Genomic DNA, 25,347 nt, shown 5'->3' with positions numbered 1-25,347 from the left:
CACCTTGCCAATCAAACGAACCGGAATCGTCCTCTCGCCCAACCGCCAACGCGTCGTCCTGCGACCGTTCCAGCCTCCTGGTGACGATCGTGTGCTGCGTGTCATCGGACGGGTCTGCACCCTGTCCGAAGCGGAGGTCAACCAACAACTCGCCCATGTCCTGGAGGAATTCCACGGGCGACATCAAAAACCCAAGGCCTACTTTGAACAACGGTTTCGGGACCTCAAACACCACCTGCTCACCGACACCCCGCTCAGCGAAAACCGGCGGCTGCTGCTGGGAGCGTACTTCACCCAAGAATACGCGCTCGAATCGGCCGCTCTGTTCAACCCTTCGCTCGTGTGGCATCCCGACCAATCGAATCTCCCTGCAGGTACGCGGCGATTTGCAATGAGCTTGCGAGCCGTCGGCGAAGGACACATCTCCTCGATCGTCTTTCGCAGTGGAACAATCGACCGCAACTGCAACATTCAGGTCGATGAATCCGTGCGGTATGTCACGACACCTCGGTACGTCCCCGATTCCTGTTACGAGAACAGTCTGTTTCGGCGCAAACTCATCGAACTCGGGCTCGGCAACACGTTCACCTACGAAGTGCTCGACGCACTCCCGGAGGAATTCACACTCGCCGAACTGGAAACGCGTTTGCAAGCGTCGCTCCGCGAACATCGCTCGCTTCACAACGAACTCGCGCCGCTGGTGGATCGAGTGGTCATGCTGGCCAAATCGAACTACGAAATCCAATACACACCCGATCACGAACTGTCCGAACGAGTCATCTTTCCATTCAGTCCCACCGAAAGCAACGGGATCGAAGACGCGCGTTTCGTGGACTTCCAAGACGACGATGGCAGCCGTCGATACTACGCCACCTACAGCGCCTACGACGGCCAATTGGTCTTGCCCCAATTGTTGGAAACAAAGGACTTCCTGCGTTTCAAGATGCACACTCTCAACGGTCCCGCCGTCGCCAACAAAGGCATGGCGTTGTTCCCGCGGAAAATCAACGGCCATTACGCAATGCTGGGCCGGCAAGACGGCGAACATCTGTTTCTGATGTATTCCGACATGCTCTATTTCTGGCACACCAGCGAATTGATCATCAAGCCTGCCATGCCTTGGGAGTACATCCAAATGGGCAACTGTGGCTCGCCCATCGAAACCGACGCAGGGTGGCTGGTCCTCACTCACGGCGTCGGTCCGATGCGCAAGTACTGCATCGGCGCGATGCTGCTGGACCTGAATGACCCTTCCAAAGTCATCGCACGGTTGAGCGAACCTCTGATCACTCCCAACGAAGTCGAGCGGGAAGGCTACGTCCCCAACGTGGTCTACACCTGCGGTTCGATCATTCATGAAAACCAACTGATCATCCCCTACGCGATGTCAGACTACGCCACCACGTTTGCCACCATCGAAGTTGACAAATTGCTGGCCTTGATGACGTAGAGAACCGTCGAAAAATCCGTGTCAGGTACCCTTTGCCGAACGACGATCCATGAAATCACACTCCCGCCCCCTCTGCGATCATCGATGGTGGGAAACCGGGGTGATCTACCAGATCTACCCGCGTTCATTTCAAGATCGCGATGGCGATGGGGTCGGTGACCTGGCGGGAATCGAGACGCGGCTGGATCACCTGGTGACACTGGGGATCGATGCGATTTGGCTGTCGCCGATCTACCCGTCCCCGATGGCCGACTTCGGCTACGACGTGGCCGACTACTGCGACATCGATCCGATCTTCGGGGATCTCGATGCCTTCGATCGGTTGCTGGCGGCAATCCACTCGAGAGGGCTCAAGCTGCTGCTGGATTTCGTTCCCAACCATTCCTCGGACCAACATCCCTGGTTTGTCGAAAGCCGTTCTGCTCGCGACCATCCCAAACGGGACTGGTACATTTGGCGTGACCCATCGCCCGGCGGCGGACCACCCAACAACTGGGTCAGTGATTTTGGTGGCTCGTCCTGGCAGTGGGACGAGGCGACGCAGCAATACTACCTGCACGCGTTTCTTCCGCAGCAACCCGATCTCAATTGGCGGCACCCGGAACTGCGTCAGGCGATGATGCAAGTGCTGCGATTCTGGCTGGATCGCGGCGTCGATGGATTCCGCATCGACGTGTTGTGGCACATCATCAAAGACGCGGGTCTCCCCGACAATCCTCTCAACCCAAACTGGACGCCCGACCAAACTCAGCGCGATCGGTTGATCCAATTGCACTCGACCGATCAACCCGAAGCTCACCAGATCGCCGCCGAGTTCCGAGCCTTGGCCGACTCCTATGGCGACCGCGTCCTGATCGGCGAGATTTGTTTGCCAGACGATCGTCTCGCCCGCTGGTTCGGCACCCAGGATCAACCTCAAGTCCATTTCCCGGTCAACTTTCACCTGATCGAAAGCGAATGGAAGGCGGACTCCCTGTGCCGGATGATCGCCAACTACGAACAGTCCCTCCCGGCATTTGGTTGGCCCAATTGGGTCCTGGGCAGTCACGATGCACCTCGCATCGCCGCCCGACTGGGAGAGGCCCAATCCCGAGTGGCCGCCATGCTGTTGCTGACCCTTCGCGGCACACCGACGCTCTACCAAGGCGATGAGATCGGGATTGGCGAAGTGACCATTCCTCGCGATCGAGTTCGTGACCCGCAGGATCTTCGGCAACCCAAGTTGGGGATCGGTCGCGATCGTTCCCGCACACCAATGCCGTGGGACGCTTCCGCTCACGCCGGATTCAGCACCGTCGATCCTTGGCTTCCGCTGGGTGACGATTGGCGGACGCGGAATGTTGCCGCGCAAGCTCGGGACCCTCAATCGCTTCTGTCTCTGTACCAAACATTGCTCTCACTGCGGCGAAGCCACCCGGCACTTGTGATCGGCGACCTCGTGCACCTGGATTCCGCCAACGACGTGCTCTGCTTTGAGCGACAGCATGGCGAGGAACGACTGTGGATCGCACTGAATCTCAGCGACCAACCCCAGCCCTTGCCCAGGCCACAAGAAGCAGCCCAAGCGACCTCCCTGTTCACGCTTCTGTGCTCAACATCAAAACCTCGTCCGCTGGACGGCACGCTGGCGTCCAACGAAGGTCTCCTCCTACAACGAAGAAAGCAATCCTAGAATGCGAATCGCAATGCTGGCCCCCATCGCGTGGCGAACTCCACCAAAGGCCTACGGCCCGTGGGAACTCGTCACCAGCATGTTGACCGAGGCCCTTGTGGCGAGAGGGGTGGACGTGACTCTGTTCGCCACGCTCGACAGCCAAACGTCGGGGAAGCTCGATGGCGTGGTCCCCGCACCCTACGGCGACGACCCATCGATCGACGCAAAGGTCTGGGAGTTTCGGCATCTGGCTCATCTGTTTGAACAAGCCGACCAGTTCGACTTGATCCACAACCAAGCGGACTTTCCCGCCCACGCCTTCGCCCGGATGATCGACACGCCGATCGTCACCACCATTCATGGATTCTCATCCGACCGCATCCTGCCGATGTATCAAGCGTTCCAGGACGTGGTTCACTACGTCGCGATCAGCGATGCCGATCGGCATCCCAGTTTGCGGTACGCCGCCACCATCCATCATGGCATTCCCTTCGACCAGTTTCCGTTTCAGCCAAAGCTCAGCGATGACCTGCTGTTCTTTGGCCGCATCCATCCTGACAAAGGTGCGGCGGAAGCGATCACGGTGGCACGCCGCAGCGGACGCCCGCTGCACATGTACGGCCTCATTCAAGACCACCAGTACCATGAAACGCACGTCGTGCCAGCCGATGATGGCGTGCACATGACCTATCATGGGGTGGTCGGTGGGAAGCAACGACTGGACGCCTTGGGCAATGCGAGAGCGTTGTTGCACCTGATCAACTTTGACGAACCATTCGGTCTGTCGGTGATCGAAGCGATGGCCTGCGGAACACCCGTGATTGCCACCCGGCGCGGATCGATGCCCGAGCTGATTGAACACGGCGTCACTGGTTTCCTGGTCGACAACTTGGAAGAAGCGAACCAAGCGATTGAGCGAATCGACGAGATCGATCGAGCCACCGTTCGCCGAGCGGTCGCGGAACGTTTCTCCATCGACCGCATGGCCGACGCCTACCAAGCCCTCTACCACCGCATCAGCAACCCCATCGTGGCCTAGGCTTCCAGCCTGGGTTGCGTCCGTCATTCACCACCCGGCACAACTCTCGCCCCCGCTCCCACTCGCGTCAGAGGTCGTGCAGTTTCTGAATGATCTGTTGCGTCTGAACCGCAAAGGGATGTGTCTTGGACTCTGGGGCGATCGCGTCCAAGTCAGCAACGGCGGCCGCGATCGCTTCACGCTCTGCCTCTGTGTCACCGCTGCGTCGTCGAATTTCGGCGAGACTTCGGAACAACAACGCTCGCCAACATCGATGGGGCATGCTACTGGGCGATGCATCGACCAACGACGACTGAATCGCAATTGCCTTTTCGAGGCGTTTCAGTTCCAAAGCAAAGTCGCCATCCGAACGAGCGAGGCTCGATAGCTTGTGCAAAATGTGAACTTCGGAGATGGCGAACAGTTGTGTCTTGGGATTGCTCGACCGCAGCGGTTGCAATTCCGCCAACGCTTCGTGAAGTCGCTCGTCCGCCTCGTTGATCAATCGTTTCGAACCGAACTGCCGTCGCAGATTCACGCTGGAGAGCACCTCGACCAAGGCGAACCGAACTCGGGAATCGTCTGGATTTTGAATCAGTCGATCCCGCAAAATTCCGGTGGCTGACAGAAGCTCCGACTGCCGAATCGCTGGCCGCTTTGCGCGACGTGATTTGGCGAGATGAATCCGGGCTCGCAGCACAGCAACTTCACTCGCGTCATGCAAAGGGATTGTCAATTCACTCAACAGCAACTCGGCCGCTGACAATCGCTCACGGGCGATTCGTGATTCAACCGGCGACCCCCATTCATCGCGGCGACGCTGAGGCGGCGGCTCACCGAGCGCCACATACGCAGACGCTAGTTGCAGTTTCAACCGATCGTCTGGATCGGTGACCGCTTCCCCGAACTGGATCGCCATGCCATAGGCTTTGTCGGAATGGGCGTCGTCCAACTTCAGGGCGTGGACTTTGCCGAGCTCGTTGTGCAAACGGGCGAGCAGCATTCGTTTCTCATTCGTTGGCAAACCAGCCAGGTCACCCCGTGTCTCCAAGAGTTCAATGCTTTGGTCGAGGGTGTTGATTGCAGCGTCGGTCTGCCCGAGTTGTCGTTGAATCTGTGACAACCGAAGGCTCGCTTCCACCATTTGTCGAACGATGTCGGGCCGAGTCGGCGATTGGTTGGCAAGCCGTTCGTACAGGGGTTGAATGTTTTCCAACACGCTTGCAGCATGCGGCGATGGATTCAGCAGAAACGGTGCCGAATCCAATTCCCCCAGATCCATGTCTCCGATCGCTGAGCCTGGAGTAGAGACCACCTCCACCACGCCATCCAACGACTGCAGCGCGAGATCGACCGTTTGCTCGGATCGCGCAAGTGCCTCGCTGGTCCGCTTGTTGGCGGCCGATGTCATCGCAAACCCGACCGACGACGCGACCGTTGCGGCCAGCATCGACGCGATGGCGATGCCGGTCACACCAGCCAGCTTCGGGTTGCGGCGACACCAACGAACCAGTCTCTGGAACGCCGTTGTCCGTCGAGCAAGGATCGGCTCGTCTTGCAAAAAACGCTTCAGATCGTCACGCAAATCAGACGCCGATGGATACCGATGGGCCGGCTCAGGATTGATCGCTTTGGCGACAATCGTCTGCAGGTCCATAGGAACATCGGCGCGAACATCCCTCCATGGCTTGATGAGCTGAAGCTTCACCGCCTCCGGCAGTTGCTGCTGGGTCAGGCCTTCAAAAGCAGGTGTGCCCGCCAGCATTTCGTAGAGCGTCAATCCAACGCCGTACACGTCGGACCGCTCATCCGATTGCCCTTGAAAACGTTCCGGTGCCATGTAGCGAGGACTCCCGCTGAGTGCCTGCGTCATGGTCGGATCGTCCCGAGTGTTTCGGGCCAGTCCAAAGTCGGTCAGTTGCGCGACCCCCTCTTCATCGAGCAGAATGTTGGCGGGCTTCACGTCGCGATGCAACACGCCATTTCCATGCGCGTAAGCCAGTCCGTCAGCAATCTGGGCGGCGATCTCAGCTGCGGTGCGACAGTCGAAAGGCGGTCCCTCTGCCGTGATCCGTTTATCAAGCGACTCGCCTCGAATCAGTTGCATCACCAAATACTGCGTTCCATCGCATTGCCCCGTCCCGAAGATGGGCACAATGTTCGAATGATGCATCGCCGCTGCCGTGCTGGCTTCGCGATGAAAACTTTGCAACGCATCGTCGGTCAGCAAAGACTGTTTGGGCAGAACCTTGATCGCAACACGACGCCCGAGCGACTCTTGTTCGGCTTCGTAAACAATCCCCATCCCCCCACGACCAATTTCGCGGACGAGACGAAAATCACCGAGTCTTTCGATCGTCCGTCCCGCGAGCGTCGCTCGTCCATCGCTTTCAGCTTGCTGGTCAACCTTGACCTTTTCGACCGAGAGCACCAATGGAAAGACGCGCCGAATGGGCTCGCTCAGTTCGGGATGGCGAATCGCATATTCCTCGACCGTCGGTCGATCACCATTGCGATACCGTGCCACGAAATCACTGGCCAGGATATCAACCGTTGCGTAGGTGTCGTCGTCGATCGATTCAGGAAGTTGCATGCGGTGTCAAAGAAAAGGTGAATGCGAAGGCTCTGACTGGACAACATCGACAAATTGTAACAAGCACGTCTCATTCACAACCAAAGTGTTAAACAGGTCGACAGGAATGAAGACTCCTGTCGACCTGCTTAGCGAGGAATTCGGTGTCACTGTCCCAAGCGTCCGCCCGGCCGCTGTCCCCCGCCCGTTCGTCCTTGGCCTCCCTGACGCGAGTTGCCACGACCACCCGGGAAGTGACTTCGTCCGTTGACCATGCCAGCCGATTCATCTTCGTCTCGCCAAACCGTGAACTCCTGTTGCACCGACTTGCACCAGCCTTTCTCTTTGTTGCACGCGAAGTATTGGATCTTCACCAAAAGGGGTTCGCCCTCGTCCCAGCCCTTCACATCAACTAAAAACTCACGCGGCTCATTGTCGGATTCGACTTCCAGACGCTGAGCATGCCCCGTTGCAGGTGAGACCGTTGCACCTTCGACGACGATCTTGTACTCCGGTGGACTGGCAAGGTTGTTCCAGCTTGCTCCCAACACTGGGTCCTGGCGAAACCCAAGGTACAGCTTCCCCGTCCCGGTCTCGATCAAGGATTGGTCGGCTTCCGGGCGAAGTTTCGCATAACGGTTGGACGAATTGAAATCGATCGAGCGCAAGGCAGAGACGGGATTGCTTTTCCCGCCGGACTCGACACGCAACGGAACAGCTTTGCCTTCCACACTCACCCGCTCCACCAGCATTTCGCTTGTGGGAGTGAGGTGGCGTTCGAAACGAGGAAGGTTCAATTCCTCGACGGTCGTCAGTGTCTCCGGCTTGCCGACCAACGCCTCCAACGATTCGCGAAGACTTGATCCCCGTGCCCAGGAACTACGAGTCACCACTTTGCCGGATTGATCAAACACAAACTGAGAGTTGGGAGTCAGAGCGAAATACGATTTCAACGGGTTGTCGATCGGATCGGTCAACCATGGGACTTGGGTCTGCAAAAGATCCTGAGCGTGTTCGACTTGAGCAAATCGTTCCTCGATCGAAGACGGCTGCACAAATCCCCAATTCTCCGGGTGGGTCAGGGATTGGTACAGGAAGTAGAAGTCGACGCCTCGGCCTTGAAAGTCGCGAGCGACCGCTTCAATCTCAGGATAGGAATTTCGGAATTCAGGACATGTCAAACAGCCACCGACGATCACGGTGTACTTCGATTGAAAGATGCGATTGACTGGCACCAACTCTCGATCGACGTTGTAGACGGAGAGGCTCTCCGGCAATTCGGCCCCGACCGGAAACCGTTCGTTGAACTCGGTATCACGCGGACGAACGCGATCACGAGGCCGACCGCCCTGGGAGACTTGCCCACCACGCTGCCCCCCGCCTTGACCGCGTCCCAGACCATCACGCCCCAGACCACCACGACCTTCGCCCATTCCGCGCTGGCCCATTCCACGCTGACCCATTCCGCGTTCACCGGCACCGCGTTGGCCCGCCTCCCGCTGACCAGCTCCGCGGGGGCTCGCTTGCGTGGGCGTGTTCACCGGAGTGTCGTCGGTCGGATTGAGTTGGTTGCGTTGAAACTGCGACGCCAGCACGAGTCGTTCGGACGAATCAAGCGATCCATCTTGGTCGGCGTCGGCAACTGAAAATGCTTTGTGCATGTGTTCGGGTAACTCCGACTTGCTGAGCAAGCCGTCCTTGTCGTCATCAAAGTCCATGAGCTGTTCGGCAAACGCAGCATTCGCTTGAGCCGGATCGCCACCGCGACCTCCGCCCCCACCAGGTCCACCACCAGGTCCACCGGCAGATCGGCCACCGCCGGGCTGGCCACCTTGCATTGCCCCCCGTGGTCCACCGCGACCTTGTCCTTGACGATCCGATTGCCCGCCGGCACCCGACGGTCGAAATTCTTCGACGGTCAGCTTTCCATCGCGATTGCGGTCCAGCTTTCGCAGCGCAGCGGCCGCACCTTCGATTTCTTTCGACGACAGTTCCTCGTCCCCATCCACATCGAAGATACGAAGCATCGGCGGGATCGATTGCGTTCCGGGCTGCGAGTCGGGACGCCCCATTCCTTGCCCACGCCCGCCTCCCATGCCTCCGCCTTGCCGTCCGCCGCCCTGTCCGGGGCGACCACCTGGAGGCTGCGCGTTGACATGTGATTCGCTCAGCAACATAGCCAACGCACAGAAAACAGTGAGCAGTGACAAACGCTTCATGATGGGGCCCGTGGAAGGATCAGTGGAGGAGGGTTCACAGACTGAAACCCCACCGCGAGGCCGCTTCTACAGGTAAAACAAAAAAAGTTTGAAATGAGAGCGGCTGGTGTCGCTCGCTTCACCAGAAAGATCACCAGTCGGCCACAAGCGGTTGATCAAACCACTCCGCACGGACGAGCATTCACAGTTGCTCCAGCACCGACCGCAACCGTTCCAACGCTCGCACGTAACGAATGCTGGCTGCTTTCGGCGTGATCCCAAGCTCGATCGCCACTTCTTGGTTGGTCAGTTCCTCAAAGTGACGCAGCGCCACGACTTCGCGATCCATGTCGCTCATCTCACTCAGGGCCGACCGCACCTCCGCAATCAATTCAACCTTCACTGCCGCCTGGCTGGGGGAAGTGAGATGAGCCATGAAACGTTGCGAAAGACACAGCGACGTGTTGCCCCAAGGATTGTCGTTGCCCGGATTGGATTCACGCAACGTCGAGCGTGATTCGGTGGCCAGATGGCGGCGATGAACCCGACTCAGCGTCTGCCCGGCGACCAGTCGGAGCCACAGAAAGAGGGACGGGAAATCGCCCTGGATGTAGTGTTCGAGCCGTTTTTCGGCATCCAGGTAAACGTCCTGCAAAACATCGTCGGCATCCACACGTGCACGAATCTGATCGCTGAGCCGAAAATGAATGATCTGCCACAACCGGGCGCGATGGCGCGCAAACGCATCGGCAAACAGCGACAAATTGCCATGTTTGAGTTGCTGTTCGATCTCTCCGACGTCAATATTCACAAAAATGGCGTGGCAGCTGTAGATGTCTGCAACCGTTGGGGTTTCTAACCATGAGGAAGTTGCACCGCCCATTGTATCCAAGGCTGATCCTGATGAAACCAACTCTCGCCATCCCCACGTTTGTGCTGTTCGCCGCATCGATCATCTTGCCCAATGCGGAACTTCGCGCGGAAAACTCGCCCACGAAAAAGAACATCGTGATCTTGTTGGCCGACGACCTTGGCTGGGGCGATGTTGGATTCCACGGAGGGACCGCTGACACCCCGAACATTGATTCCCTGGCCAAAGACGGTGTGCGACTCAACCGCTTCTACGCCTACCCGGCCTGCAGCCCCGCCCGGGCAGCGATGCTGACCGGCCGATTCCCACACCGCTATGGAATCTCCGGCCCCGTGCGACCTCGCGACGAGGGGTTGCCGACCAGCGAGAAACTGCTCCCCGCTGTGTTTCAAAAGGCGGGCTATGAAACCAGCTTGATTGGAAAGTGGCACCTCGGCCTGGCTGGCGAAGAAGCCCATCCCAACCGCCGAGGCTTCGACCACTTCTACGGCTTCCTCGATGCTTCGATTGACTACTACCAACACACTGCAGGTCGAGGGCAGCTGGATTGGCAACGCAATGGAACCACGCTTGAAGAGGAAGGCTACTCCACCGACTTGCTGACCGCGGAAGCCGTGCGTCAGATCGGAAACCAACGCTCGGGGAAACCGTTCTGCATCGTCGTTTCCTTCAACGCGCCCCACTCGCCCTTTCAAGCTCCCCAAAACTTGATCGCAAAGTACCAAGGGCGATCCAACGAACGCGAAGCGACCTACGCCGCCATGGTCGATTCGATGGACCAAGGCATCGGGCGAATTCTCGATGCCATCGACGACCAACAACTTCGAGAGGAAACAATCGTCGTGTTCGCATCGGACAACGGTGCGGCTCGAGCTGGAACGAACGAACCGTTTCGTGGGCAGAAACGACAAATCTACGAGGGTGGAATTCATGTCCCTTGTGTCATCCGTGCTCCTGGCATTCTGAAAGCTGGAACCGAGAGTGAACAGCTCACCGCCATCCACGATCTCTTCCCCACACTCGCAGCAGCCACAGGAGTCACCATCCCGTCAGCGAAACCGCTCGACGGCACCAACCTCTGGCCACAACTGGTCGGTGGCAAGTCAACTTCGCGGACCATCGTGATTGCCGAAAACGACCACGCCCTCCTTGAAGACGATTGGAAACTCATCCAATTCGCGACGGGTGAGACGGAGCTGTTCCATTTGCGGACCGATCCAACGGAGTCTCAAAACAGGGCCGACTCGGATCCCCAAGTCGCCTCCCAATTGCGATCCAAGCTGGCTCAGTACCAAGGGTTGGTCCAAACGGATGCACCGTCCCAAGCTGCCAACCCGTCACCTGCGGCGGAGCATGACACGACGAAGGTGTTGATCGCCACCGCGACAGAAGACTTGCAAGAAGGAGAATCGCTCTCGACGGCAACGATCCTTGGGGATGCCAAGTACGGGGTGCTGGGTGATCCGCGTGTGGAATCCAATGGGCGCGGCATCCGCTTGCTCTCCAGCGAAGATGTCGATGGCAACGGTATCTTTGCCAGCGAAGTGTCACTGACCAGCGACGAGGTCTCGGCCGACCAACGCTGGTATCGATTCTACATCTCTGGGCTCGCCCAAGACCACTTTGCCGTTGAACAAGACGAACTGTATCTGAAGGTCGAGTTCTTCCAGAAGAACGGCACCGACTCATTGGACCTGATCAAAGAGCGAATCTACCCACAGGTCTTAAGAGAACGAGAAGACTTCTTTGACAAAGCCACCAACGAAAGTCTCGGTCACGCAACTTGGCGAACCTACGCCATGGACTTTCGAACGCCGTTTGCGGAAGTCGACACCCTGAAGCTGAGTGTGGGTTTCGCCAACGGAAAAGCCCTCGAGGGAAAATCCGAGTTCTGGGTCAATTCGATGGACATCCGCCCCATCGATGCCCCCGCGAACTACCAAGCGGCCAAGCCCACCCTTCAAGACTTTCCACAACCGGATGAATCGACTTTGATCGCCCTTGGCGGTCGTTGGTACTTCGCCCCGAAAGACGGCCAACGCAACGTCCCCAAGCAGTTCGACCACAACAACGCCGAACAACTGCTCTACAAAACGGATCGCTACCACGCCCCGTTCGCCGGCAACATGAGTTCGTGGTTGCGTGCCGGATACCTCGATTTCAATGGCGACGAAGTCACGAAGGACGAGCACAAACCCTACGCGGTCATCGTCACATTCACCGACGAACATCTCGTCATCCGAAGTCGCAATCTGCCGAATCACCCCACCGCAACGTTCCCGGATCGCTGGCGAATGCTCGATGGAAACCCGTCGTACATCCAAGAACAAGCGAACACGTGGCACATTCCGTTGGAACCGAAGCGTGATCCAGACGCCATTGCGATGGATGAAAAGAACTCCAATCAAGCCCTCCCGATGGGAGCGATCGGTGTCGCAACCAACGGCGTGATCTTCTTCAATCCCTTTGACCATATCTTTGAAACCGATGCGGTTTGGAGACTCGATCGTTGTTGCGGTCACCCCAGCCCTCGACAACAGTATCACTATCACAAGTATCCGGTCTGCGTGAAGACTCCATGGTGCGACGAAGGGCAGTCTCACTCCGGCGTGATTGGATTCGCTTTCGACGGGTTCCCTGTTTACGGTCCCTACGAATCAAAAGGCTTGCTCGCCAAAGACGATTCAAAGAACCCACTCAACGACTTCAATCTTCACGAAGACCCTGACCGTGGTCCTCACTATCACGTCACGCCCGGCGAATACCCCCACATCATCGGCGGGTACTGGGGAAAGATCGACGCGAACAATCGCCCGGGACGAAGGTGAGCTGGCAAAACCACCCACCCCCGGAAAGCTCGCTGAACGCCCGCTTTCCGCCCCCTCCCGTTTCAACGGGCGTGCCGTTTGACTTCCCTCTCCCTTGGGAGGGCACTTCCCTTGGGAGGGCACAGACAAACACCTGGTAATACAAGACTTCAAAACGGCACGACCCCAGCGAAGGCAGGGTCAAAAACAAGTTTTCAGCGACCATCCACAGGCGACCTGAACCGCACTAAATCAAACCGCTAACGACGGATACCCAGGAAGCCTTTGACATCGCGAGGAAAGAGCCGATGTTCAAGGGCTTTGTTCAACAGGCCATGAAGCGGAGCGGCGAAGTCGGGCGGTATTGAAACAGACAATCTTTCCTTGCCGCCAAGTTGCGGCTTCCATTGTCCAACCTTTGGAATGGAACTTATGAGCGACGGTCTCAGGCTCAAACTTGCATGCGTTTTGGTTCAACGTCGATTTCAAACCACTGCTAGCGATTACTCGATCGGAATCGCTAAGCAGGTCGGCAGGAATGATCGGGCATCATCATGTGAGCCGTTTGGGCGTTAGCCCCGGTTGCAAGTGGGAGCAACAACGCTTACCGAAACAGTCCAAATGCCGAAAGACTCCTGCCGACCTGCTTGGCCTCCGGTTCAATCCCTTGTTTCTTCACCTCAGCGTTTCATTGGGCCGGGGCTCGGACCGAGGTGAATGTGCAAAGTCACAACCCGCCGCATCAGCAATGCCCCACGTAATCTGACTCGCAACGGCTTGTCGATTTTGTTGGTAGGTTGGCCACTCTTGGCCGACATCCAAAGCTCCGACGGGCAAGAGTGCCCATCCTACAAGCGTTCAAACATGAATGACGACTCAATAGCAGCCTGGTAAGCGAGGCACGCACCTGCCCCCGCCCCATCAACACGCCTACTCCGCCTCATCCAAATCCGACGTCACCTTCGCAACCAGCAATCGTTCACTGGGAACGTAGCGTTGCCCCATCGTGAACGCCGTCGGCTTGCCTGACTTTGAACGTTTGTCGTTTGGGATGGGCTGGTCCAACGTGATCGTGTCCGGCGAATCCGGGGCGGATAGCATCATGACTTTGAATCGTTCCCCTTCGGGCCGATATGCCCCCATGGGATTTGTGCAACAAGCTGCTGCACGATCGGTTTTTGTAGCGAGTCCGCCTTGGCCACAGCTTGTGGCCATTTCTTTTCCAATTTGGCCACAACTTGTGGCCCAATTGCATCGGTGGATGCCCAGAAGGTGTACCACTGCCGCATTCGACGCAGATTTCGATAAGAAACCCCCTTGATTCCGGGGAATTCGGAGGAGAGATCCTTGCTCATTTGTTTTAAGCAACCGTCGCCCCATTTGTTCACGGTCCCCGATGGCATCCTGCGGATTCTCAATCGAGACCTGAAAGCCGCTGGCATTGAAAAGACAGTGGACGATCGCGTCGTCCACGTTCATGCGTTGCGACACAGTTTTGGGACCCACCTGTCGCTTGCGGGCGTGGCACCCCGCGTTGCCCAAGCTGCGATGCGACACAGCAATATTAGCCTGACGATGGGCACCTACACCGACGCCAAATTGCTCGACACCGCGACTGCAGTTGAAGCGTTGCCATCACTGCCGATCGCCGATGACGACACCGATACGGCCGAAGAACCGAAAAGCGTGAACGCTTCCGATTCGGATCGCCCTGGTGAAACAGGGGAAACGAGCACCGAAGCACCCCCGCGAACGGTTGCACCAATGCTTGCACCAAACTCAGTCCAGGACAGCAAATTGAGTCCTTCTGAGTCCCTTTCTGACCCATCCGACGACGACGCTGAAAACGGTGCGGACACGAAAAAACCCCACAAAACACTAGGTTTTGCGGGGTTTTTGGGAGTGGGCGATACAGAACTCGAATCTGTGACCTCCACGATGTCAACGTCCTGGCAGCTGGCGAAAACAGCGTGAATACCCGCTCATCGTTTCGCCTCGCATCGCAGGGATGCTTGAATAGATCGATAGCGATCCACTTTTCAATCGGCGAGGGTCGACAAACGGACCGGTCAGCACATCCTGCACGCACTCAATCCCGATAAAAGCCAAGTGTTTCCGCAAGTTCGACAGAACCCCAAAAAACTCCTGCCCCGTACGATCATAGAAGGCCCTCGCTGACGCACGGACGGTACCGCCGCCCGCGTCATTGTCCATCATCTCGATTTCGAGCGTGTAGCTGTTCGGATCTTCTTCAGCGGGTTCGGCCAGACGAAATGCAAGTTCCCAAACAGTGACGAGGTTGCGTCGACCTTCGTATCGGGCGTGCGTGGCAACGTGAGTGCAGAGACCGCTCAGAATATCGCGAGCGCAGTCATTCCAGTGCGGGTCCTTACTTCGCTGTGAGTCCGGTATCAGCGAACTGGCGATGAGCAACGCATTCGGAACGAACGAAAATCGATCCGACCGCGAGAGCATCTCGATCGGATTGAAACCAACCCGGTATTTCCGGGTGCCTTCGCCAGAACACTCAAAGGGATCAATGACGGCGACATCTTGCCCCAAGCCTTCTGCACGCCATCGGCACGTGGCTTTCGCGAGGTCGCCTTTGGGATCAATCACGAGCGTCGACGTTTCTTTTGGAAGCATGATCAGATTCGGCACGAGCACAGATCGCCCCTTGCCGGCGCGGCTTCCTGCGACAAGAAGGTGATGGCGATCATCAGCAACGCCGATCGGAAAACCGCCATCAACCCATCGCGTCGCCCGTCCGTCCGTCCGGCAGTCGATCACCTATCGTGATCGAGCCGCCGATCACGCCGAGAAAGATCTTCGATTCGCGGTTGCTTTCGACGTCGAACCGAAGCGACTTCGTCGAGACGATGTTCTGAGAGAGCTCGAAGTGCGCATTGGGCGGCCGCCCGACATCGTCAGGTCCACGACCGCGAGGCAAATCGCCAAGAATTTCGTTGAGTGCTTTGAACTGGTCGATGTCTTCGGTTCTCTCAAATTGGCCGATCTAAACGCCTCCGAGCGATCCAATAAGATAGCAAATCGCGACAGGAGCCTGTCACAGCGACTTCTGACAATGTCTGACCCCTGGAACAATTAACCAACAATGCCGAGCCGCCTCCATTCGCCTCCCAAATGACAATTGGGCATCCGGCGTCGGCCACCGGAGCAGATTAGCGGCGCAGGTCGGACTTGTGCATCCCTAGATTTCGATCATGCAGATGCGTCCGTGTCGTGGATTTGAGTCCTGGAACATTCCTTACGCCGACCCTCGAAAACGCGGAAGAAACGGACGTTTCCGACACGGTGGGTGCAGTAAACGCAAGCGATGTTTTGCTCAGCGAATTGATCGCGATCTGGGATAAGGTTTCACCTGAGATTCAGCAAGCGACTCTTGCGATCGTCCGGCAGAGAAGGGCAAACTAAAACTTCGTTGCTCCTAAACTATGGGCCGAAGAACTTCTTGGAATTGGGGGTTCTCAAAAGAAGCTATACAATCAGCAAGCCGCAACTGCTAGGTGAGCAAGAACCAGATTGACCAAATAGCGAGGGCGAGGATCGCAAGCGCAACCGAAATCGGTGATCCACTGAGGAAAAACATCAGGGCGACAACACTTGCCCCAACGATCCAAGCAGGGAAGTGCTCAAAGGGTAAGACGGCCTTCGATAGTTTCCCTCTAGCGACCATCTTTGTAGGGACGATTTCTCCCGACTCAATGAAGGGCTTCCAGTACCGCTCCACAAAACCTTCGTCCATAAAAAGACCGTGAGATCCAGAATGAAATCGGTCGGTCACCAACGCAGATCCGGCGCCATTGGTCCCAATGTCTCCATAGCCTACCGAGCGTGCCATCGTCGGCCATTTGTCTGCATCACCGCAGTCATTGATGACAAAGCAATCCTTAGCTGATTCAGCTGGTTCACCTATCTGCAACCGCACTCGACTCCAAGGGAAATCTTGTCGAACGACAGATCCACATAGAATGATCCGATGGAGTTTTGCGTGTGGGTTATCGGCTAAGAATCTAGTCACCAAATAAGTGCCAAAACTATGAGCAATGACCGAAACCTTAGCATCGACATATTGATCCTTGACATTTCGGTATTCCTCTTCAAACCGAGAAAGTGGTGTTCTCGTAAAGTCCAGAGGAATTCTTGGAGCAACAAACCTAAGCGGCCCAAACCAGCCGTACTTGATTGTGAATACTCGAGTGCTCGTCCCCTTCTCAAGAATTTGTTTCACTCTGCTTTGCCACGGCCCGTAGTCTCGAATGCCGTGCAAGAGAATGACGACATTTTGTTTTGTCTCCGCTGAAGCATTCGCCTGCTTAAATGCATGCTCAGCAAAACTTGCCAGTTGCTCTTGCCACCCGAGCTTTGAGCTCTCGTATCGAAGCAAAGTCCAACATGCTGAGGTGAAGACGCTTTCATACCTTTCCTTAGCATCCTCAAACGCTGTCAAACCAACTATGTATCGAGGGACCTTGAAATGAGGGCTCGATCTTTGGAACGACTTAAGCAATGAGATTGCAAGATTAGCATCAGGATCCTCATCCCCAGTCCTTGGAATGAGCAGATCCAAAACAAGCAAGTCGAACGCCCGCTCCTCAAGCAACTCGCATGCTTCAATATAGCTGCCAGCAGAAATGATTTCACAATTCGACTTGCCGCATGCGTGAATGAGTGTGTCGATTATCCGCTGTTTTTTGTCAGCATTGTCCTCGACTACAAGAACACTAATTTTCATCCGTTAAAACCCCTCTGTCCGTCAACAGCTTATTTATCTCAACCTGCCAATCTACTCTCGAAGGATGGTAGTAAACGGTGCCTATGTAGCTCTCGCTAAACAATGCGGAAAGCTCCTCACGCAGTTCTTGGATAGTCATTCTTTCCTTGTCTTTCCCAAACTCAGGAAACTGCGTGACAACGATCACCGAGCATCCGATCTTCTTGCGTTTCATTTCCTGGAGGATATCTCTTCCCGCGAAGATAAACATCTCACTGTACGGATCACTCGGTGAAACATCACGATTAGGCAAAGACATATCCAGGACTACAAGATCGAAATCTCCCTCAATCGCGGCTTCAAGGCCGCCGACATAAGAGACTCGCTCTTCGATTTCAGCGTCAGGGAAAACCTCCCGGAGATGCTGCCGCATGTGAGCAAGCTTCCTCTCTGCATCCTCAACGACAAGAATCCTCATCGAATACCTCCGATCATTTTTATTGAACGCATCTCGATGAATACTCGGAAGTTCCCATCGCTCGTCACCGTACAGATGACTTGGCTTGCACGTTGGCGCAAGTCTTCTCTAACGAGTTTACGGATTTTCGGAATCCCGGTGTTTCCCTCTGATTGCAATTTCGTGTGGTCAATTGAATCCGAGCGTCCTTCAGCATTTATCCTATCTACTTCGCGACGTAGCTCATCGACATCAACATCCTCACCAAGAGAGTTCTCTATGAGCATCGACAGAGTGTTCCCACCATTGAACGTAACAACGCACTCAGGACGAAAAACCGGAGTCATTCCATTCTTCAGTAAATTGTCAAGCAGAATCACCATTATCTCAACGAAGGGCTTGAACCAAGATCCTTCAAAATTGTGCTCAGGAACCCGACGCTTCAGCTCGAAATCCTTGCCGGGATGAAACTGCTTCGCGGTTTTCGTCGCAACATCCAAAACTAAGTCAAAGTTGAAATTCTTAAGCACCGGGCCTGAAGATCTCCGAAACCATTCCGCGAACAGTCGGAAGTCAGCTTGTACTTCATTTCCGCATGATGCGACTACTGCTGAAAACTCTGTCTCGGCAACCACCGGCGAAAGATCTAGGACATCTCGCTCCAGATCGTGAAGCAACCCAAGAGCCTTTGACAACAACTCGCCGGTAATGCGGTCCCGTATTTTTTCCAGTGAGACCTCGGTTTTTTCCCAAAGATATTTGATGATAAAATCAACGAATGAGAGATGGTCAGATTTTTGAGCCGCCGCTATGAACAAGAGCGTTTGCTCGTTGTCATCCATGTCAAAATCAAACATGCCATTCGGATGTTCTTCGTTTTTCATCTGAATCCAGCCAGTATTCACCTCTTCTACGAGGTCGTCGAGCTGACTTGAAAATACCTTCATCCTCTGATTGATGATCGCTTGATTCGACTGCTCGACTTCAGAAAAGCGTTCCATCCAGTATTCGTTATCTTGATACTGGCCATCTCGTGCTTGCCTCGTTGCAAGGCGCCTCGCGTCGAACTGGTTTCGTATCTGAGAGCTTATGTAGCCATGGCGAATATGCACTGAGACATACGTATTGAGTCCGTGTGAGGGATTTCGGATGAATTCATCACGAATCTCGTTGACGAGATCTCGAAAAAGTGAAACGGTGTAGTCCGTGTAACGGACGCGACGCGTGTCCCTCAATCTGACTCCGTTCAAGTCTACGGTTCTGCGCATTTCTGCGTCGGGAACTCGTCGCAAACGATCGAACCGATCGAACCGTTGTGAATTCTCCTCGGAAAACTTTGATTCAAATCCCTCTGTGTTTACAAACACTCTTCCGATTTCGACATCCTGAATTGCATCGTGAAGTAAATCAAGGCGATTCATTTCGGTGATTTCATCGCGTGCTTTCTGCTTGTAACGGGTCGTGTCTTGCTGAAGGACGTATTGAAGAATGTGGATTCGTTCGTTGTGTTGATCCATTCGCGTTTTGAGCTTGTAATTTCTTCTAAGCACTTTTGTCGTGCAGACATTCATCAGAAAGCAAATAAACGCAGGGTTTGGATCTGGATTTCCATCGAGATATTCAGAGACTGTTCGGACGTTGTGCTCGATCATGAATTCGTCAACGGAAACCCAAAGGTTGTATTCAACGGATTCGCTAATCAATTCTCGTGTTGCAAGCCAATACGTTATTGGCCAACTGAACTCCGACAAACGCGGGTCACCCAGTAGTTTTTCTGAGCCTTGCCAGATGTCAGACAATAACCTTGATGGGAATCCCTCGAGAAAAGATGGCTGAGAAACAAAGGCGTACGATGTCTCGTTAAAAATCTCAACGAGGTCGCCGGAACTCTTGTGCTGTTTGAGGCTTGCGTGACACGTCTTAGCTAGGAAGTACTCCTTGCTCGTCAGTTGTCTCAAATTACTGAATCGTTGGGACGCTGTCTCGGTATTGCCTTGTTCAAGATCTAGCATCGCATCAAACCAGAGTGAAAAACGCTCGTCGATTCCCGTTTTTTCAAATCTGCTTATGTTAATATCCGGTTTGTATCCAGTGTTGCGAAAGGCGTGGATCCACTGTGCATCATCAAGCTGACTCCACTGCTGCAAGGCGGCAGCGCGTTGACCTTCGCTCATGCTGAAAGAGATCCAGGGAAGAACACAAGGCAAACTTGTCAGCCAAAAATTGTCAAAGTGCGTGCTGTAATCCAGTTTGGAATTCCAATATGTCATAATCCGATGCGAGAACTCGCTGTTCCCCAGAGAATATGCGAGCTTCGCAAGCTCATTCAGGCAGCGGGAGGTTCTTTCCCCAAATGCTTCGGCCTCTGCGACGCATGCCAGCACTCGCTGAGCGATTGACATTGGCGGAAAAAGCTCGCGGACATTCAGATCCCCAAGGTGGCAAGCTTGTGCGTGCACCAGGTAAAAGTCGAAGCATGTGGGATTCAGTTTTATCTGGTGTTCACATAGATCACGGGCATCACTGAAGCGTCCTTCGATTAGCATTCGCTCAACTTTCGCGTGCACTCGCGCCAATTCCCCAACGGTGACGCCATCATGGTTGCCAATCCAGAATTTAAGTAATAGATACCTCTCTGCGTCTAAAAACACTTTCGCATCTTCTAAAGCTAGTTCCCGTTGAAGAGATGACTCGTTGGACTGCAGATCAACAACATAGAATGGGACAATTGTCCGGTAAGCGAGCGCAGTATCGAGCAACGAATATGCTCGTGCATGGTCTAGTATGAAGGGGAAGAACTGGGGGACTTCTTTTGCATGAAAATTTAGGTTGTAAAGTACTTCTGCGATCTCTTTTTCCGGCACGTCATGATCGGAGTTGCGGACGTCTTGAATGAATCCGTTGACATATCCACAGTAAGACGAAGCGGGAAGTTCCTTCTCCACTCTCTGTGATTTGAATGTCGAGATTAAAGCAACCCGCTGAGCTGGGTCCTGTTCATAAATGCTTGAAAGGAAGCGTCTGTTCCCCTCGACGCCGTCAGAAAGTTCGCCGACTAGAAGCGTTGCCTCGACTAACCAGAGCGAAACTCCAAAACCAGCTTCGATACTAGCGAGGGTTTCAGTTGCCTTCGTCAATTCGTGAGTAGCAACCTGACCGTAGAAGCGATCAACCAGCTCGTATCCAACCTTAACGCGTTCACGATAGGCCTTCAACAAACTACTTGTGAGCGAAAGAGCCGATCTCAAATTCGGAGAATAGATCGACGACCTTTTTAATGCACATTCAGCGTAGGTGGCTGGAAATGCGTTGGGAACCAGCGGGGAACGCAACTTTTCGTTGGCCACAATCTGTCGCAGAACGTAGTCACGATCCGCACGAGGAAGCGAGGCAATTTTCGCTAGTTGCGATGAATTGTAGTTTCGCTTCAGACGTGGAATGTGACTTTGCTTTTCTCGCAGGTGCGCAAGCTGTTTTTGCACCCGCTTAGCTCTTTCTTTCTCTTTTCGACGTTTGCGATCTTCCTTCCGTATGCCCAAGAAGTCCTTCCCCTGATAGTTTGTCACAGCTGTTGGTTGAAGGTTTAGAATTCTAGCAAAATGCCATTAGCAGTGTCAGCATACGTTGCCATTCTGTAGCCGACGGCGGATCCAGATTAACCGAAGTGGAAAAGGTCTCCTCGCCGTCGGAACCTTGGTTGATGTTCCATCTTGAAAAGCGAATACGGCCAGCCAACCCGATCGGGGTTTGAATATTTGGGTTTCGGTGGATTTCCTTCGGCGGCAGGACGCCGCCGCACATCGGCCACGACGCCCGCCACGCTGAACTCCCGGCGGCGATGCCGTCGCCCACAACGGGCAGGATACCCGCACGCACCCCGGCGGTAGCGAAGCGACCGCCTGAGCCTCGCCGGCGAGCGTCAGCGAAAAGGCGAGGCGAACCACTCGGGATTCGCCGAAGGCACGGCGCGCATGGATGATAGCCGTGGAATGGGCCGCCGGGGCATGGATGCCGCCGGGCGAGAAATGGTACGGTCAAGAAAAGGCACGCGGACTCGTTTTAAGCTGTTTTGGCATCAAGCTTTCATGCTCCGGTGGCCGACGCCGGCGTAGTTCCGGGCACGTTTTTGCTCGCTCACTTCCTGCTAGCAGCGTTTTCGGCTTGTCGCCGCAGGTGCTCGATGTTCTGGGACAGGTGGGCGTAGTTGGATACCATTCGTGTCGATCGGTGCCCCATCAGGTGCGAAAGCGAAACAGTGTCAACAGAGCGGATCAGAGCGTTGGTCGCGTAGCTGTGCCTGGCCCCGTAGGCGATGCACCGGAATCCCGCTTTTTTCGAGATACGGATCATCGCTTGGACGAGGGCGTCTTTCGTGTAAGGGACTCCTTTCGTGTTTTTAAAGAGGACACCTTTCTCCTTCTAACGCGGAGCAACGATGTCTTTGGCCTCTGCGGTGAGGAAGATGACTCGCGAGTCGGTTTCGCCTTTGCTTTCGTCGGGCGGAAAAATGACGAGGTCATCGTGGACATGGCGTGCCTCAACGGTGCGACCTTCTTTCGGTCGGCACCCGGTCGACCAGAGGAAATTGATCAACGCGGCCAGTTGGGGGCTCGCGTACGACTGGATGATTTTCCACTGCTCGGGCGTGTAAACGATCTCTCGTCGCTTTCGCTTCGGTTTAACGATTTTGGGAATCGGGGATGCATGGAGGTATTCGTGCTCGACCGCCCAATTGAACATTCGCTGCACAACCGAAATGGCATCATTTTGGCTCGTCGTGTCCCCGACGCCCTTCGACCAGTTCAAGACGTGGTGCTTCCTCAGGGCAGAGATTTTGAGCGTCTTACCAATCGCTCCGATGAAGCTTTTTAAGTAGAGCCGGTGATTGCTGTATGTGCCGGCACTCCGGTTTTCTTGGCACCAATCGAGGTACGACTGCGAAAGCTCGTACACGGTCGACACTTCCGCCGAGACTGCCCGGCGATTGAGCATCAACTGGTGGTACTTGTCGAACGCCGCCTCCTTCTCAGCCCCAAGCGTGATGCGTTGCCCGTCGATGGTGCAGACCCATCGTTGTTGCTGACTTTTCCAGTACGGCTTTGGTTCTCGTGGCATGGCTTCACCCCTCGTGGTTCCTGAAAAGGGAACGGAAAGGGGAATACTACGCCGGTTCGTCAGCGAGAAAAGTTTCTGCGCATAAAAAGAGCCCGCAAATTGCGGGCTCTTTTTGAGTGGGCGATACAGAACTCGAATCTGTGACCTCCACGATGTCAACGTGGCGCTCTAACCAACTGAGCTAATCGCCCGTCGGGGTCTGGTTCGGATGATCTCCGGACGTTTGACCCGAGGGGGTCCCGCCTGTCTCGCGGGCACTTTGCTAGGAAATCGGCTGTCTGGCGGACAAAATCCAGTCCCGGTGTTCCCCAAGCGGTCGCACAGTTTGCGTCGACCCTGACGGTTCGTCAAGCCTCCCCCATCACGCAAAATCCGATCCCTGGCCGTTTGCCCGCACTCGGACTGATTTCGACCCACCCTCGGAGCCGAAATGCCTTCCAGACCGCAACGGATTGGCGAAAACACAAAGATTTCGCCATTTCGCTGTTGACGGCTGCCGACCCACCCCTGGATACTTTGGGGAAATTGGGGTTGACGCGGTTGGAGCGATTTTCAGGAATCCCTCCCCCACTGGTCAGGCTGACTAACCTATGTTTGGGCAGCGGCTTTGATCGGACGGCACGTCCGCCCGCTGCGGTGAGCACACATTCGTTCTCATCGACTTGATTTCCACTTGCGCCGGAACGCCTCCCGGCCGGAGAAGATTGCTTTAGTGGCATTGGCACGCAGAAACGTACAACCGGAAAATCGCGATTCAACTCGCATCAACTCCCAAATCCGCATCACTCCAGTGCGAGTCGTCAGCGAAGAGGGGGAACAGCTTGGAATCATTCCCACCGAACAAGCGCTCGAACGCGCTCGCGACGCGGGGCTGGATTTGGTTGAAGTGGCCCCCGGAGAGCGCCCACCGGTTTGTCGAATCATGGATTACGGCAAATTCAAGTACGACAAAAACAAGAAAAAGAACAGCGGCTCGTCTCACACCAAGACCAAAGAAATCCGCTTGCGACCCAAAACCGGTGACGAAGACATTCGCACCAAGGTTCGCCAAGCCGAGAAGTTCTTGGAACACAAGGACAAGGTCCAAGTCAGCGTGCTGTTCCGCGGTCGTGAAATGGCCCACATCGAAGAAGGCCGCAAAGTCATGGAACAGGTCATCGAGATCCTGAGCGAAGTGGGCAAGGTCGAAACCAAGCCCCAACAGCACGGTCGTCGAATGATCTGCATGATCGCTCCGAAGTAATTTCGGACGCGGGTCTGGTTCTTCCCTCCTCTCGCCACGCCGATTCTGATCGGCGTTGGATGGTGCTGGCGCAGTCCCGGGAAACACGCTTGGACTTGCCGAAAGTCTTGGCGACTTCCGCCACGTCTTGGCGACTTCCGTTCCGGATGGAACGCGAGAGCGAAACTGGCAGCGGCTGATGCTTGTCGACGTCCGGTCGGTGTGCGAACATCTGCGGCATGAACGACCACTATCAATTCGATGCCGCAGGTGCCTTGCTCAGCACCGAACTGCCATTCCCTCGCCGACAAGGCAAGGTCCGGGACGTGTACGACCTGGGCGATCGGTTGCTGATCGTCAGCAGCGATCGGATCAGCGCATTCGACTACATTTTGCCCACAGGCATCCCCGACAAAGGCCGCTTGCTGACCGCGATGAGCCGGTTTTGGTTCGAGCAAATGGATGCCGGCCGCATCGGGCAAAATGCCGGCGGACCAAACGCCGAGCAATCGATTTCACATCACTTGATCAGCACCGATGTCCCGGAAGAGGTCGCCGACCAAGTCGATCCGAAGCCGCTGGAAGGTCGCATCATGGTGACCCGGAAAGCGTCGGTTGTGCCCTTTGAATGTGTCGTCCGAGGCTACCTCGAAGGCAGCGGCTGGAAAGAGTACCAGTCCACGGGCGAAGTCTGCGGTGTGGCTTTGCCGGCCGGACTGAAGCAGTGCGACCAACTCAGCGAACCGATCTTCACCCCGGCGACCAAAGCGGAAGAAGGGCACGACGAAAACGTCTCGTTTGAGGTCATGTGCGAATCGCTGGGCGAGGAACAATCCAGCCAACTGCGGCGGATGAGTTTGGCGATCTACCAGGACGCCTTGAAGATCGCGGCCGAACGAGGTTTGTTGATCGCGGACACCAAGTTCGAGTTCGGCATCGTCGATGACCAACTGATCTTGATCGACGAAGTTTTGACGCCGGACAGTTCACGGTTCTGGGCCGCGGACGAATACGAACCGGGCCACTCGCAACGTTCGTTCGACAAACAGTTCGTTCGCGAATACTTGCAGGCGTCGGACTGGGACCGCAACAGCCCTCCGCCACCGCTGCCGGAATCCATCGCCCGCCAGACCGCGGATCGTTACCGTGAGGGCTACGAGCGATTGACCGGCCAAGCGTTCGCTTGATCGCGGCGTTTCGATCCCACATCGTCGCTTCGATCCTTTCAGAATCGCTTTCTTCCTTCCA

Annotated in this window: 17 protein-coding genes, 1 tRNA gene and 1 pseudogene; 7 read left to right on the top strand and 12 right to left on the bottom strand. The window is 55.5% G+C overall.

Annotated elements, in window-relative coordinates:
- Window positions 1–4 precede the first annotated feature (4 nt).
- From UH5x_RS21300 to UH5x_RS21290, 3 genes are read left to right on the top strand one after another with little or no spacing between them, the layout of a single operon-like run.
- Window positions 5–1,450, top strand: a complete 1,446-nt coding sequence (locus tag UH5x_RS21300) for a glycoside hydrolase family 130 protein (RefSeq protein WP_047813224.1) — start codon at window positions 5–7, stop codon at window positions 1,448–1,450.
- 49 nt (window positions 1,451–1,499) lie between these two features.
- Window positions 1,500–3,122, top strand: a complete 1,623-nt coding sequence (locus UH5x_RS21295; RefSeq protein ID WP_482633601.1) for an alpha-amylase family glycosyl hydrolase — start codon at window positions 1,500–1,502, stop codon at window positions 3,120–3,122.
- A 1-nt stretch (window position 3,123) separates the two neighbouring features.
- On the top strand, window positions 3,124–4,143 hold the full coding sequence (locus tag UH5x_RS21290; RefSeq protein WP_482633600.1) for a glycosyltransferase family 4 protein: 1,020 nt from the start codon (window positions 3,124–3,126) through the stop codon (window positions 4,141–4,143).
- Between the two features lie 67 nt (window positions 4,144–4,210).
- Here the strand turns inward: UH5x_RS21290 and UH5x_RS21285 are convergent, their stop codons facing one another.
- The 3 genes from UH5x_RS21285 to UH5x_RS21275 form a co-directional block, all read right to left on the bottom strand.
- Complete coding sequence (locus UH5x_RS21285; RefSeq protein WP_482633599.1) at window positions 4,211–6,715, bottom strand: protein kinase domain-containing protein; 2,505 nt, start codon at window positions 6,713–6,715, stop codon at window positions 4,211–4,213.
- 146 nt (window positions 6,716–6,861) lie between these two features.
- The gene (locus UH5x_RS21280; RefSeq protein ID WP_482633598.1) at window positions 6,862–8,913 is read right to left on the bottom strand and encodes an EF-hand domain-containing protein; all 2,052 of its coding nucleotides are present in this window, start codon (window positions 8,911–8,913) and stop codon (window positions 6,862–6,864) included.
- Between the two features lie 181 nt (window positions 8,914–9,094).
- A complete protein-coding gene (locus UH5x_RS21275) occupies window positions 9,095–9,775 on the bottom strand; it encodes a sigma-70 family RNA polymerase sigma factor (protein WP_236696042.1) in 681 nt (226 codons plus the stop codon).
- Window positions 9,776–9,795: 20 nt separating this feature from the next.
- Between UH5x_RS21275 and UH5x_RS21270 the strand changes: the two genes are divergently transcribed.
- Complete coding sequence (locus tag UH5x_RS21270; RefSeq protein WP_482633597.1) at window positions 9,796–12,591, top strand: sulfatase-like hydrolase/transferase; 2,796 nt, start codon at window positions 9,796–9,798, stop codon at window positions 12,589–12,591.
- A gap of 909 nt (window positions 12,592–13,500) precedes the next feature.
- Here the strand turns inward: UH5x_RS21270 and UH5x_RS21265 are convergent.
- Window positions 13,501–13,674 (bottom strand): hypothetical protein, encoded by a 174-nt coding sequence (locus UH5x_RS21265; protein ID WP_482633596.1) that lies wholly within the window; start codon window positions 13,672–13,674, stop codon window positions 13,501–13,503.
- On the bottom strand, window positions 13,671–13,925 hold the full coding sequence (locus UH5x_RS21260; RefSeq protein WP_482633595.1) for a hypothetical protein: 255 nt from the start codon (window positions 13,923–13,925) through the stop codon (window positions 13,671–13,673). The genes UH5x_RS21265 and UH5x_RS21260 overlap by 4 nt, the downstream gene beginning before the upstream one ends.
- Between UH5x_RS21260 and UH5x_RS21255 the strand changes: the two genes are divergently transcribed.
- Window positions 13,918–14,544 (top strand): tyrosine-type recombinase/integrase, encoded by a 627-nt coding sequence (locus UH5x_RS21255; RefSeq protein WP_482633594.1) that lies wholly within the window; start codon window positions 13,918–13,920, stop codon window positions 14,542–14,544. The two genes, UH5x_RS21260 and UH5x_RS21255, sit on opposite strands and share 8 nt — an antisense overlap.
- Here the strand turns inward: UH5x_RS21255 and UH5x_RS21250 are convergent.
- The 7 genes and pseudogenes from UH5x_RS21250 to UH5x_RS21220 form a co-directional block, all read right to left on the bottom strand.
- Window positions 14,512–15,360: a type IV secretory system conjugative DNA transfer family protein gene (locus tag UH5x_RS21250; RefSeq protein WP_482633593.1), complete on the bottom strand. Its 849-nt coding sequence runs from the start codon at window positions 15,358–15,360 to the stop codon at window positions 14,512–14,514. The genes UH5x_RS21255 and UH5x_RS21250 overlap by 33 nt on opposite strands.
- Window positions 15,361–16,093: 733 nt before the next feature.
- The gene (locus UH5x_RS21245; RefSeq protein WP_482633592.1) at window positions 16,094–17,326 is read right to left on the bottom strand and encodes a response regulator; all 1,233 of its coding nucleotides are present in this window, start codon (window positions 17,324–17,326) and stop codon (window positions 16,094–16,096) included.
- Complete coding sequence (locus UH5x_RS21240; protein ID WP_482633591.1) at window positions 17,316–17,783, bottom strand: hypothetical protein; 468 nt, start codon at window positions 17,781–17,783, stop codon at window positions 17,316–17,318. The genes UH5x_RS21245 and UH5x_RS21240 overlap by 11 nt, the downstream gene beginning before the upstream one ends.
- Window positions 17,780–21,328, bottom strand: coding sequence for a hypothetical protein (locus UH5x_RS21235; RefSeq protein ID WP_482633590.1), 3,549 nt, complete (start codon window positions 21,326–21,328; stop codon window positions 17,780–17,782). Before UH5x_RS21235 ends, UH5x_RS21240 begins: the two co-directional genes overlap by 4 nt.
- A gap of 568 nt (window positions 21,329–21,896) precedes the next feature.
- Window positions 21,897–22,118: pseudogene (locus tag UH5x_RS21230) on the bottom strand (tyrosine-type recombinase/integrase); the annotation flags it as partial.
- 63 nt (window positions 22,119–22,181) lie between these two features.
- Window positions 22,182–22,877, bottom strand: a complete 696-nt coding sequence (locus UH5x_RS21225; RefSeq protein ID WP_482633589.1) for a tyrosine-type recombinase/integrase — start codon at window positions 22,875–22,877, stop codon at window positions 22,182–22,184.
- A 117-nt stretch (window positions 22,878–22,994) separates the two neighbouring features.
- Window positions 22,995–23,068: transfer RNA gene (locus UH5x_RS21220), tRNA-Val, on the bottom strand.
- Window positions 23,069–23,667: 599 nt separating this feature from the next.
- Here UH5x_RS21220 and infC point away from each other — a divergent pair.
- Window positions 23,668–24,120, top strand: coding sequence for a translation initiation factor IF-3 (gene infC / locus UH5x_RS21215; RefSeq protein ID WP_482633588.1), 453 nt, complete (start codon window positions 23,668–23,670; stop codon window positions 24,118–24,120).
- Window positions 24,121–24,338: 218 nt separating this feature from the next.
- The gene (locus tag UH5x_RS21210; RefSeq protein ID WP_047814131.1) at window positions 24,339–25,286 is read left to right on the top strand and encodes a phosphoribosylaminoimidazolesuccinocarboxamide synthase; all 948 of its coding nucleotides are present in this window, start codon (window positions 24,339–24,341) and stop codon (window positions 25,284–25,286) included.
- Window positions 25,287–25,347 lie beyond the last annotated feature (61 nt).

Source organism: Rhodopirellula sp. UH5, assembly GCF_056839225.1.
This window is presented reverse-complemented; position numbering and strand designations above follow the sequence as displayed.